Source organism: Cognatilysobacter xinjiangensis (assembly GCF_014651995.1).
Lineage (GTDB): Bacteria > Pseudomonadota > Gammaproteobacteria > Xanthomonadales > Xanthomonadaceae > Cognatilysobacter > Cognatilysobacter xinjiangensis.
This window is the reverse complement of sequence record NZ_BMXY01000002.1, coordinates 230030-242247: the sequence shown is the minus strand read 5'-3', so window position 1 is coordinate 242247 and position 12218 is coordinate 230030. Positions and strand designations below refer to the sequence as shown.

The 12218-nt window shown below is 69.8% G+C and carries 10 protein-coding genes; 2 read left to right on the top strand and 8 right to left on the bottom strand.

Annotated elements, in window-relative coordinates; all coding sequences use genetic code 11:
• Positions 1-23: 23 nt before the first annotated feature.
• The 4 genes from IE066_RS09640 to IE066_RS09625 are packed head-to-tail and all read right to left on the bottom strand — an operon-like array spanning position 24 to position 2228.
• Complete coding sequence (locus IE066_RS09640) at positions 24-236, bottom strand: zinc-finger domain-containing protein (RefSeq protein WP_189449298.1); 213 nt, start codon at positions 234-236, stop codon at positions 24-26.
• Between the two features lie 58 nt (positions 237-294).
• Positions 295-999, bottom strand: coding sequence for a pirin family protein (locus tag IE066_RS09635; protein WP_189449296.1), 705 nt, complete (start codon positions 997-999; stop codon positions 295-297).
• Positions 1000-1003: 4 nt separating this feature from the next.
• Positions 1004-1612, bottom strand: coding sequence for a YceI family protein (locus IE066_RS09630; RefSeq protein WP_189449294.1), 609 nt, complete (start codon positions 1610-1612; stop codon positions 1004-1006).
• A 25-nt stretch (positions 1613-1637) separates the two neighbouring features.
• On the bottom strand, positions 1638-2228 hold the full coding sequence (locus IE066_RS09625) for a malonic semialdehyde reductase (protein ID WP_189449292.1): 591 nt from the start codon (positions 2226-2228) through the stop codon (positions 1638-1640).
• Positions 2229-2316: 88 nt separating this feature from the next.
• Between IE066_RS09625 and IE066_RS09620 the strand changes: the two genes are divergently transcribed.
• Positions 2317-3288 carry a mitochondrial fission ELM1 family protein gene (locus IE066_RS09620; RefSeq protein ID WP_189449290.1) on the top strand — a complete coding sequence of 324 codons (972 nt, stop codon included), beginning with the start codon at positions 2317-2319 and terminating at the stop codon, positions 3286-3288.
• An 89-nt stretch (positions 3289-3377) separates the two neighbouring features.
• On the opposite strand, the gene glnE is transcribed toward IE066_RS09620, so the two are convergent.
• The 4 genes from glnE to groES all read right to left on the bottom strand — a co-directional run bounded on the left by glnE (position 3378) and on the right by groES (position 11155).
• Positions 3378-6155 carry a bifunctional [glutamate--ammonia ligase]-adenylyl-L-tyrosine phosphorylase/[glutamate--ammonia-ligase] adenylyltransferase gene (glnE, locus tag IE066_RS09615; protein WP_189449289.1) on the bottom strand — a complete coding sequence of 926 codons (2778 nt, stop codon included), beginning with the start codon at positions 6153-6155 and terminating at the stop codon, positions 3378-3380.
• 200 nt (positions 6156-6355) lie between these two features.
• A complete protein-coding gene (locus IE066_RS14940; protein ID WP_308427436.1) occupies positions 6356-8959 on the bottom strand; it encodes a S8 family serine peptidase in 2604 nt (867 codons plus the stop codon).
• A gap of 208 nt (positions 8960-9167) precedes the next feature.
• Entirely contained in the window at positions 9168-10808 is a 1641-nt protein-coding gene (groL, locus tag IE066_RS09605; protein ID WP_189449288.1) for a chaperonin GroEL, read from the bottom strand.
• A 59-nt stretch (positions 10809-10867) separates the two neighbouring features.
• Positions 10868-11155, bottom strand: coding sequence for a co-chaperone GroES (gene groES, locus IE066_RS09600; RefSeq protein ID WP_027083774.1), 288 nt, complete (start codon positions 11153-11155; stop codon positions 10868-10870).
• Between the two features lie 606 nt (positions 11156-11761).
• Here groES and IE066_RS09595 point away from each other — a divergent pair.
• Positions 11762-12163: a helix-turn-helix domain-containing protein gene (locus IE066_RS09595; protein ID WP_189449287.1), complete on the top strand. Its 402-nt coding sequence runs from the start codon at positions 11762-11764 to the stop codon at positions 12161-12163.
• The last annotated feature ends 55 nt before the right edge of the window (positions 12164-12218 follow it).

Sequence of the window (12218 nt, the reverse complement as noted above, 5' to 3'; positions counted from 1 at the left end):
CCGGGCTCAGGGCCGCGGGCGGCTCACTCCTCGAGGACGAAATGCGCGCCGCAGTACGGGCACTGGCACTCGCGCTCGGCCTCGATCGGCAGGAACACGCGCGGATGCGAGTTCCACAGCGCCATCTCCGGCAGCGGGCAGCTCAGCGGCAGGTCCTTGATGCCGACCACGTAGCGCTGGCGGGCGTTGGCCTGTTCGGCGTTCTGCGGGGCGCTCGAAGCGGTAGGGTCGGTCATGACGGAATGGGCGCTGCGGTGAGGCCGTGGATTCTACCAGCCGCGGCGCGACGGCCCGTCAGCGCGGCAGGTCGAACAGCAACACCTCGGCCTCGCCGTTGGCTTCGAGCTGCAGTGGGTCGGCCTCGTCGACGAATCCCAGCGCGTCGCCGGCGCGCAGCACGCGGTCGGCGGCCAGCACGGTGCCGCGCGTGACCTGCAGCCAGTAGCGGCGGCCGACGTCGAGGGCATGCTGCAGGCCGGCACCGGCTGCGAGCGCGGCACGGTAGAGGCGCGCGTCCTGGCGGATCGCGATGCTGCCGTCGGCGCCGTCGGGCGAGGCCAGCAGCACCCAGCCGCCGTCGGCATCGCCGGGTTGTGGCGAGCGCTGCGCATAGCCTGGCGGCATGTTGACGCGGTCGGGCTGGATCCAGACCTGCAGGAAATGCACCGGCTCGGTCTTGGACGCGTTGAACTCGCTGTGCTGCACGCCGTGGCCCGCGCCCATCCACTGCACGTCGCCGCGCGCGATGGTGCCGCCGCCCCCAGCGCTGTCCTCGTGCGCGAGCGCGCCGTCGAGGACGATCGAGATGATTTCCATGTTGGCGTGGCCGTGCGGCGGGAAGCCCCCGCCGCCGGCCACGCGGTCCTCGTTGATCACGCGAAGCGGCCCGAAACCCATCCACTGCGGGTCGTAGTAGTTGCCGAACGAGAACGTGTGGCGGCTGTCCAGCCAGCCGTGCCTCGCATGGCCCCGCGAATCGGCCGGGCGCTCGATGATCATGGCGTTACTTCTTCTTCGGCTGCACCGTGGCCTTGGCGCGCTCGGCGCTGGCCTCGGTGGTGATGCTGATGCGGATCTCGTCGCTCACGGCCGGCACCGCGTACGCGATGCCGAAGTCGCTGCGCTTGAGCGTGGTGCTGGCGTCGAAGCCGATCGACGGCACCTTCTTCATCGGATGCTCGCCCACCTTGTTGAGGGTGACGTCGAGCACCGCCGGCTTGGTGACGCCGCGGACGGTGAGGTCGCCGGTCACGCGCAGGCGGTTGTCGCCGGCCGCTTCGACCTTGGTGCTGCGGAAGGTGATCGACGGGAACTTCGCGACGTCGAACAGATCGGCCGTTCGCATGTGCTTGTCGAGCCCCTCGACATGCGTGCTCAGGCCCGACAGCGGAATGGTGACCTCGACCTTGGACGCGCCGACGTTCTGCGCGTCGTAGACGATGGTGCCGTCGACGTTGCCGAAGTGCGCGCTCGGGTTCGAGAAGCCCATGTGGCTCCAGGTCGCAACCACGTCGGTATGCGTCGGGTCGATCTTGTAGGCGACGGGCGCGGCGAAGGCGACGGTGGAAACGGCGGCCAGTGCGGCCGCGAGGGCAATGCGCTTGATCATCATGGAAGGCTCCTGCGATGTGGATGGATCAGAGGATCCGCGCGGCTTCTTCGAACGGCAGGCGCGGCAGTCGGGGGAAGATCTGGGTGGCGTCGCCTTCCCCGAGGTTCACGAGGAAGTTGGAACGGATGCGCGTGCCGGCGAAGAACTCGGCATCGATCTTCGCGGCGTCGAAACCGGACATCGGGCCGGTATCCAGGCCCAGCGCGCGCGCGGCGAGGATCAGGTAGGCGCCCTGCAGCGAGCTGTTGCGCAGGCCGATGGTGTGCAGGTCGGCCTCGGGCTTGCCGTCGAACCAGCCCTTCGCATCGGTGTGCGGAAACAGATACGGCAGCTTGTCGTAGAACGCGAGGTCGTAGCCGACGATCACGGTGACCGGCGCGGCCAGCGTCTTGTCGCGATTGCCCTCGTCCAATGCGGGCGCGAGGCGCTGCTTGGCCTCGGGCGACTTCACGAACACGAAGCGCGCCGGGCAGGAATTGGCCGCCGTCGGGCCCATCTTCACCAGCTCGTAGAGGCGCTGCAGCGTCTCGTCCGACACTTCGCCGGTGAAACGGTTATGGGTGCGCGCGGTGACGAACAGCTGGTCGAGCACCTCCTGCGACAGCGGCTGCGACATCGACATCTCCTCGGCGTGTGGGGATCGCAGTGTAGAGTCACGCCCGCAGAACGCCCGTGGCGGGCCCCGGAACGGATCGATCCGACCCGTGCAACGCTCATCTCCCTCGCAGATCCTCGTCGTCACCGACGGCCATGCCGGCAACCTGCGGCAGGCGCGCGCGCTCGCCGACGCGCTGAAGCTGCCGACGCAGGACATCGTGCTGGCCCCGCGCGCGCCCTGGCGCTGGCTGGCGCCGCGCCGCATCGGCGGCGCCGAGCGTGCGTTCGGCGCCGAGCTCGAGGCGCGCCTGCGCGATCCCGCGCTCGCCCGCACGCTGGCCATCGGCTGCGGCCGGCAAGCCGCGCTCGCCACGCGCGTGCTGCGCGAACACGGCGCGCAGGCCGTGCAGATCCTCGACCCGCGCATCCGCAGCTCGCACTGGGATGCGGTAGTGGCGCCGCAGCACGACCGCCTGCGCGGGGCCAACGTGGTCGAGCTGCTGGGCTCGCTCAATCCCGTGCAGGACGGCTGGCTCGGCGCCTCGCGCGCCGCCTTCGCGGCGCTCGGCAAGCTGCCGGGCCCGCGCACCGCGTTGCTGATCGGCGGGCCGACCTCGGACATGCGCATGTCGATGCGTCGCCTCGACCGCTGGCTGCGCGACGTGCGCAAGGTGGTCGAGCGCGAGGGCGGCAGCGTGCTGGCCACGACGTCGCGACGCACGCCGCCCGCGATGGTGGTGCGCGTCAAGAAACGCCTGCAGGGCCTGCCGGGCATCGTCTGGAGCGGTTCGGTCGACGGTCGCAATCCCTATGCCGGTCTGCTCGGCTGGGCCGACCGCATCGTCTGCACCGCCGACTCGGTGAACATGATTTCGGAAGCCGCCGCCACGCGCGCACCCGTCTTCGTGGCCGGCGACCGCCAGTTGCACGGGCGTCCGCGGCGCTTCGTCGAGGCGCTCCGCGAACGCGGCCGCGTGCGCGCCTTCGATGCCGTGCTGGCCCCGTTCGACGCCGAACCGATGCGCGAGACTCAACGCGTGGCCGCGCTCCTGCGCGAGCGCTTCGGGATCGGCGGCTGATCGCAGGTCGAAGCGGCATCGCCGAGGGGCGGTCCATGCCGCACGTTTCTTTCGGCACGCCGACGCGACACCTGCCCCTCAGTCGGGCCTCAGAACGCGAGCCCGCAGGCGGTGGCGACGTCGCGCACGATCGCGCGCGCGGCGTCCACCGCGGCATCGCCGGCCGGCACGCGGCGCGCGCGGCGATCGAGCGTGCAGTCCAGCCCGCGCGCGAGCATCAGCGCGTGCGCTTCCGACAGCGCACCGGCGACCGTCGTATCGAGCACGCCCGCCTCCGCGCACGTCGCGATCAACGCACGCGTGTTGCGCGGCCCGAGCAGCGCAGCGCGACGGGCACTGCGTGCCAGCACGAGCGCCTGCAACACGAATTCCAGGTCGACCAGGCCGCCCTCGCCCTGCTTGAGGTCGAACGCGGCCGCGTCGCTGCGGTCGAGCTCGGCGCGCATGCGGCGGCGCATCTGCGAGACCTCGTCCATCACCTGCGCGCGTTCGCGCTCGCGGCCGAGCACCTCGGCGCGAATGCGGTCGAAGTCCGCGCACAGCGTCGCGTCGCCCCCGATGCAGCGCGCACGCACCAGCGCCTGGTGTTCCCATGTCCACGCACGCTCGCGCTGGTAGGCGGCGAAGCTCGCCAGGCTCGACACCAGCAGGCCTTTCGCGCCGTCGGGACGCAGGCGCACGTCGACGTCGAACAGGCGCCCCGCGCCGGTCGGCGCGCCCAGCAGCGCGACCACCTTCTGCGCGAGCCGCGCGAACCAGCGTTGCGCGTCGAGAGCGCGGGCACCGTCGGATTCGGCATCGGCCGGCGCGTCGTAGAGGAACACGAGGTCGAGGTCGGAGCCGAAGCCGAGCTCCTCGCCGCCGAGGCTGCCGTAGCCCAGCACGACGAAGCGCGCGCCGGCGACGCGACCGTGCGCGGCCACCATCTCGCGGTCCGCGAGGCCCACGACCTCGTCCACCACCGCATCGGCGAGCCAGGCCAGCTGGCGCGCGCTCTCCGCAGCCGGCTGGCGGCGGTCGCGCACGGCCATCGCGATGCGGAAGCTCAGCGCCTGCCGCGCCTCGTTGAGCGCACGTAGCGCCTGCTCGGTGTCGTCGATGCCGGCGACCGCCTCGCGGCAGACGGCCAGCAACGCGTCGCGATCCGGCAAGGCACCGGCGACGCGTGCATCGAGCAACTCGTCGAGCAGCAGCGGGTACGCGGCGAGCCGCTCGGCCAGCAGTGCGCTGTGCGCGACCACGTCGACCAGCCGCGCAAGCGCCGCCGGCTGCTCGTCGAGCAATGCGAGATACGCGCTGCGGCGCAGGATGTTGCCGACCAGCGCGAGCAGGCGACGCATCGCGAGCATCGGCTCGCTGGACGAGGCCGCGGCTTCCAACAGTGCCGGCATCACGCGATCGAGCCGCGCGCGCGTCGCGTCCGACAACGCCTGCACCGCGGGTGCACGGGCGAAGTCGCGCAGCAGCGAATCGGCGGCCAGCGCATCGGCGAATCCCGCGCCGGCCAGCACGTCGGCCTCGCCGGCCTGCGGCAGCGCGCCCCAGTAGGCGGCCAGCGCACCGGGCGCGGCATCGCGCTCGCGCGGTGCCAGCAGCGCGCCGAACTCGGCGCTCACGCGCGAGCGCACGGCCTCCAGCGCGGGCAGGAAGGCCGTCCAGTCGGCATAGCCGAGGCCGGTCGCGATGCGATGCCGAGCGACCTCGTCGTCCGGCAGCGCATGCGTCTGTGCGTCGCGCAGCATCTGCAGCCGGTTCTCGACGCGGCGCAGGAAACGGTAGGCCTCGGCGAGCGCGTCGCCGGTGTGCGCATCGATATGGCCGGCCTCGACCAGCGCACGCAGCGCCGGCAGCAGGCGGCGCTCGCGCAGCGCGGGCTCGCGGCCGCCGCGGATCAGCTGCAGCGCCTGCACGAGAAATTCGATTTCGCGGATACCGCCGGGCCCGCGCTTGATGTCGTCGACGAGTTCGCGACGCGCGACTTCGGCGGCGATCGAGGCCTTCATCGTGCGTAAGCCGTCGAGCGCGCCGAAGTCGAGATAGCGCCGGTAGACGAACGGCCTGAGCGCGTCGAGGAAACGCTCGCCGGCCTCGATGTCGCCGGCGACCGGCCGCGCCTTCTGCCAGGCATAGCGTTCCCAGTCGCGGCCCTCGCGCTGGAAGTACTGCTCGAGCGCACCGAACGACCACGCGAGCCGCCCCGCGGTCCCGAACGGGCGCAGGCGCAGGTCGACGCGATGGCAGAAGCCGTCGACGGTGACTTCGTCGAGCAGCTTCGCGAGCTGCTGGCCGAGGCGGGTGAAGTAGCCTTCGGCGTCCAGCGGCCGCGCGCCGTCGGACTCGCCCGCGGCCTCGTACGCGTAGACGAGGTCGACATCGGAACTGAAGTTGAGTTCGCCGCCGCCGAGCTTGCCGAGGCCGAACACCACCAGCCGCTGCACGCGGCCGTCGGGATCGCGCACCTGGCCATGCCGCGCGACGAACTGCGCTTCCAGCACCTCCAGCGCGAGCGCGAGGCAGCGCTCGGCCAGCCGCGTGCTGCCGGCCAGGGTCGCCTCGACGCCGTCGAGGCCGTGCACGTCGCGCCAGATCAGCCGCGTCGACTCGGCCACGCGATAGCGACGCAGGCGCACGGGCCAGTCGCCGGGCAGGTCGGGATCGAGCCGCGGCTCGGGCGTCGGCGTGGCGCCATCGTCGTCCAGCAGGCGCGCCAGCAGGTCGGGATCGCGCGAGAGCGTGTCGACTGCGAAATCGCTGGCGCGCGCCACCGCGGCCACGCGGTCGTGCGCCTGCGTGGGCGGATCGAGCCGCTGGAGGGCACGTTCGACGAGGGCTTCGACCGCTGCCGCGGCCGCGATCGATGCGGTCATGCGGGGATTCTGGCACGCGGCAAGGCCGCTTCCGGGACGAAAAAAAGCCCGCTGTCATCGCTGGCAGCGGGCCTTTGCTCCCTCCCCCACGTCGGGTGCAGGTCTATCGTTAAAGATGCGTGACGGGGAATGCACGCTGCAATGCAGCAAAACCTTTACGGTTCAGGGCGGCCGTCCCTAGCCGCCCCATCCATCGGCGATCAGCGCTGGATCGTGATGACCGGCGAGTTCCAGGTCTCCCAGTGCGCCGGGTTGGACTCGTCGCCCAGCGCCTTGAGCACCTTGAGCGTCACGATGTACTTGCCGTCCGGCACGGTGTGCACGCGGTGGCGGCCCTGCAGCGTGGTGCCGTCCCAGCTGAAGGCGTAGAAGCCCGTCGCCGAGGAATTGCGACCGAAGTACTCGGTTTCGAAGGCCGTGTACCAGTCTCGGCCGGTCGTCGCGTCGCGCACGGTCATCTGCACGATGCGGGACTGGTGCTCGAAGTGGATCAGGAAGAACGGCACGTCGTCGCCGGCCATCGAATACGTCGCACCGGCCGCCTGGCGGGTGTAGCTGTTGCCGGACAGCTTGGCCAGCCACGGGAACCCGTTCGCCGTCGGCACCAGCACCTGCTTGGCCTGGTAGTCGCCGATGTAGCCCGAGTACGGCACGCGCAGCGTCGGGCTGCCGTCGTTCGGAGTCATGACGATGTAGCCGCCGTAGAGCCCTCCCGCGGGCGCAGTGGCGGAGAGGATCGTGGCGTTGAGCGTTGCGGTGCTGCGTGGCGCCACGGTGATCGTCGGCGATGGGAACGTCACCGCGCTGCCGCCCGAGAAGTAGCTGAGGGCGAAGGTACCGGCGCCGGTCCCGATCGCGGCCGTGTACGACAGTGCGTAGGTCACCGGCTTGTTGCCGGTGTTCTCGATCTGCAGCGAGCGCACCTGCGATGTGGCGCCCTGGTTCTCGCCGAGCGACAGCTTGCCCGGCTGCACGCGCGTGGCGGCGACGACGGCTTTGTCGATGCGCATCATGCCGGCGCCCTGCCGGTGCACCGAGTCCAGGAAGCCCAGGCCCGGATTACCGGACCACGCCTTAGGCACCGCGGTGTTCTGCAGGATCGCCGCCACCTTCGGCGCCGGGGTCCGCGGGGCGTACTGCAGCAGCAGCGCGGCCGCACCGGCCACGTGCGGCGACGCCATCGACGTGCCGCTCAGCGAGCCGTAACCGCCCGCCTCCAGCGGGTAGGTGGAGTAGATCGAGCCGCCCGGCGCGCCGATGTCCGGCTTGAGCTGCAGGTCGGGCGACGTGCCCCAGGACGAGAACGACGAGATCAGGTCGCCCGTCGGGTTCGGCTGGGAGGCGTGGAAGTCGCCCCAGGTGATCTGCGTCGGGCCGGCGGCGATGCGGCCGTCGAGCAGCACGCCGTCGACGTCGTTGATGCCCACCGTCGGGATGTTGACCGACGGCGTGCCGGCGACCGTCGGGTTCAGCACGCCCGCGACGTTGTTGTACAGGACGACGCCGATCGCGCCGGCGGCTTCCGCATTGCGGGCCTTGTCGTAGAAGCCGCAGGAACCGCGACGGATAAGAGCGACCTTGCCGGCCAGGCTGTTGGCGGGCAGCGGGCTGCACGCGTCCGCGGTCGAGGTCGCGGTGCCGGTGCGGGCCAGCAGCGCGGTGCCGGAGGCCGGCGGCGGCGGCGCGCCGGTGGCGGGGTTGAAGCCGATCTTGCGCGCGTCGGGCGAGACTGCGAACGCCGCCTGCGCGATGCCGATGTTGTCGTAGGACGCGACGCTGATGACCTTCTCACCGAGGCTCGGCGCGCTCACAGCGTACAGGCCCGAGGTGCCGCTGTTGCCGGCCGAGGCCACCACCACGACGCCACGGTCGACCAGGCGCGTGGCCGCCTTGGCGGTCGGGTATTCGGGCCACTGGAACGAGGCGCCGATGCTCATGTTGAGCACGTCGACGCGGTCGAGCAGCGCGCGCTCCATCGCGGCGAGCATGATGTCCGACGTGGTCGAGCCCTCGCAGCCGAACACGCGGTAGGCATTGAAGGTGACCTTCGGCGCGACGCCCTTGACCTTGCCGTTGGCGCCGACGATGCCGGCGACGTGCGTGCCATGGCCGTTGCAGTCGTCAGGACGCGCATCCGGCGCCGGCACCGGGTTGTAGCCGGCCGAGGCCGGGTCTGCATTGAAGGCGTCGCCGACGAAATCCCAGCCATCGGCGATGCGCGCGCTGGGGAACGGCGTGCCGCCGTTGACGCCGCCACCGCCGAAATCGGGATGGTCGATGTCGATGCCCGTATCCATGATGCCCACGCGCACGCCGGCGCCGGTCAGCCCCAGCTCGCTGCCGGCGATGTCCGCGCCGGTCATCGACAGCGCGGTGTAGAGCTCGGGCGCGCTAGCGGCCGGCTGGTCGGGCAGGTCGATCGTCTCGACCGGGTAGATCGCCTTCACGCCCGGGATCCGCATCAGCGTGCCGAGCTGCGAGCGCGCGACGGTGATCGAGAAGCCGTTGAACAGCTGGTCGAAGGCGTAGTTCTCGATGTAGCGGACACCGGCGCTGCGCGCGGCATCGCGGAACGCCTGCTTCTCGCTGCGCAGGGCATTGGCCGAGCCGCGCTCGGCGACGGGATTGCCCGCCAGCTCGACGAACCAGCGCTGCGGGGTCTCGTCGACCGGGGCGGCGCCCAGGTCCACCGGCGCGGCGGGCGCGATGGGCTGGAGCCAGTTCACTTCGAAGCCGTCCTGGGCCAGGGCGACCATGCAGGCGCCGGCGAGGACGGAGACAACCAGGGCGGAGGACTTTTTCACGGCATACCTCGACGATTCGGGGGAGGGGGCATCTGGAGCCGGAAACGGAAGCGCCGAGCGGACAGGACGCGCAGCGCCGGATTTAGCCTAGCTTCACAAAAAGCGACGCGGGTCACATTTCCACCTCGCGACGACGAACGGTCGCGGCAAAGAAAAAGCCCCGCTTTCGCGGGGCTTTTCCTGTTGCGATGCAGCGTCGAAGCGGCGCTTAGAAGTCCATGCCGCCCATGCCGCCCATGCCGGCCGCGCCCGGCATCGCCGGCTCGTCCTTCTTCGGCAGCTCGCCGACCATCGCCTCGGTCGTGATCATCAGGCCCGCGATCGACGCGGCGTTCTGCAGCGCGGTGCGGGTGACCTTGGTCGGATCCAGGATGCCGGCTTCCAGCATGTCGACATACTCGCCCGTGGCGGCGTTGTAGCCGTACGAACCGTTGCCTTCCTTCACCTTGTTGACGATGACGGAGGGCTCTTCGCCGGCGTTGGTCACGATCTCGCGCAGCGGGGCTTCCATCGCGCGCAGGGCGATCTGGATGCCGTGGTTCTGGTCCTCGTTGACGCCCTTGAGGCCTTCGATCGCCGCACGCGCGCGCAGCAGGGCGACGCCGCCGCCCGGCACGATGCCTTCCTCGACGGCCGCACGCGTGGCGTGCAGGGCGTCTTCGACGCGCGCCTTCTTCTCCTTCATCTCGATCTCGGTCGACGCACCGACCTTGATCACCGCAACGCCGCCGGCGAGCTTGGCGACGCGCTCCTGCAGCTTCTCGCGATCGTAGTCGGAAGAGGTCTCCTCGATCTGCGCCTTGATCTGCTTGATGCGGCCTTCGATGCCGGCGGTGTCGCCCGCGCCGTCGATGATGGTGGTGTTCTCCTTCGAGACCTGCACCTTCTTCGCGCGGCCGAGATCCTTGATCGTCGCCTTCTCGAGCTGCAGGCCGACTTCCTCGGAGATCACGGTGCCGCCCGTCAGGATGGCCATGTCTTCCAGCATCGCCTTGCGACGGTCACCGAAGCCCGGCGCCTTGACGGCGCAGACCTTGACGATGCCGCGCAGCGTGTTGACGACGAGCGTGGCGAGCGCCTCGCCCTCGACTTCCTCGGCGATGATCAGCAGCGGCTTGCCGGCCTTGGCCACGCCCTCGAGGACGGGCAGCAGGTCGCGCACGTTCGAGATCTTCTTGTCGTGCAGCAGGATGAACGGGTCGTCCAGCTCGGCCTGCATCGACTGCTGGTTGTTGATGAAGTACGGCGAGAGGTAGCCGCGGTCGAACTGCATGCCCTCGACGACGTCGAGCTCGTTCTCGAGGCCCGAACCGTCCTCGACGGTGATCACGCCTTCCTTGCCGACCTTGTCCATCGCCTGCGCGATGAGGTCACCGATGTTGGTGTCGGAGTTGGCCGAGATCGAACCGACCTGCGCGATCTCCTTCGAGGTCGACGACGGCTTGCTGATCTTCTTCAGCTCTTCAACGGCGGCGGTGACCGCCTTGTCGATGCCGCGCTTGAGGTCCATCGGGTTCATGCCGGCGGCGACCGCCTTCATGCCCTCGCGGATCAGCGCCTGCGCCAGCACGGTGGCGGTGGTGGTGCCGTCACCGGCGTTGTCGGAGGTCTTGGACGCGACCTCCTTCACCATCTGCGCGCCCATGTTCTCGAACTTGTCGGCGAGCTCGATCTCCTTGGCGACGGACACGCCGTCCTTGGTGATCGTCGGGGCGCCGAAGCTCTTCTCGAGCACGACGTTGCGGCCCTTCGGGCCGAGCGTGGCCTTGACGGCGTTCGCGAGCACGTTCACGCCGCGCAGCATCTTGGTGCGTGCGTCTTCGCCGAAGCGGATTTCCTTGGCTGCCATTGCAGTTACCTCAAAAAGAATTGATCAGAAGGGATGCGTGATGCGAGGGAAGGCCGCGATCAGCCGAGGACCGCGAAGATGTCGTCTTCCTTCACCACCAGGTACTCGGTGCCGTCCAGCTTCACTTCCGTGCCGCTGTACTTGCCGAAGAGCACCTTGTCGCCGACCTTGACCTTGGGCGCGCGCACGTTGCCGTTGTCGAAGGCCTTGCCCTCGCCCACGGCGACGACTTCACCCTTGATCGGCTTTTCGGTCGCCGAGTCCGGGATGACGATGCCACCGGCCGAGACCTTTTCTTCTTCCATGCGCTTGATGACCACGCGGTCGTAGAGCGGCTTGATGTTCATGCACGAACCTCCGGCAGATTGTAAGTGATTGAAAAAACAGCGAAAGACGGGAAATTTTAGCAGTCGCTGGCCACGAGTGCCAAACCCGGGGCGCGACCCGCCCGCATCGCGGACGGGGCGGGATATGGGATGCCGCCAAAGGCTTTCAAGGGGTGTTCAGAAAAAATCCGCGCTCGGCCGATCGGCCGGCAGACGGTGCAACGCGGCCGCGCGTGCGCGCGAGGCGGCGTTTCGCGGACGCAAAAAAAGAGCGCGTCCCGAAGAAACGCGCTCCCTGGTGCCGGGGAGGGCCATCCAAGCTCGCGCGATCCGGTGCGCCTCCCCAGTACCTGACCCCATGTCCATCGACGAGTCCCTGTCGACGTGGGGCGATTGTGTGCCCCTTCGTGTCACCCATGCCAGAGGCCGTAAGCGGCCGTGGGCGACCGATTCCGGTAGCGCATCGAAACCGGCCAAATCTGCAAACGTTTTCATTTCCGCATTTCGTCGCATGCCATCACGAATGGTGACCTGAAACGGACATCCTTCCGCGGTTATCGGTAGCATTGTGAGCTTCGGTATCCCCCGCCCTGTTCAGGGGCTTGAACTGACGCGGAGCGTCACTCCATGAACTCTCAGCAGCGAATCCGGCTCGCCCGCCGCCATGCCGCGCTCTCCCAGACCGCCCTCGCCGAGGCCGTGGGGGTGCAGCGAAGCGCCGTCAGCCACTGGGAGGCCGTGCAGGGCAAGAGCCCCAGCATGTCCAACCTGCGGCGGGTCGCCACGGTCACCGGGGTACAGTTCGAATGGCTGGCCACGGGACGCGGCCGCATGGCGCTGTCGCCGGACGATGCGCTCGACGGCGTGGCGGCGGTCGACGCCACGATGGTCGACGAGCCGCTCGAGCTGCGCATGCTCGCCGCCTTCCGCACGCTTCCGGCGCGCAGCCAGGCTCCGCTGGTGGAGCTGATGGAGCAGATGGCCGAGCTGCGCACCGGGCGCGGCCGCAGCCGCAAGCCGCGGGACTGAGGCGCATCGCCATACGCACGTCTCAGCGTGCCGCCGATGCGGCCACGCCCGACGG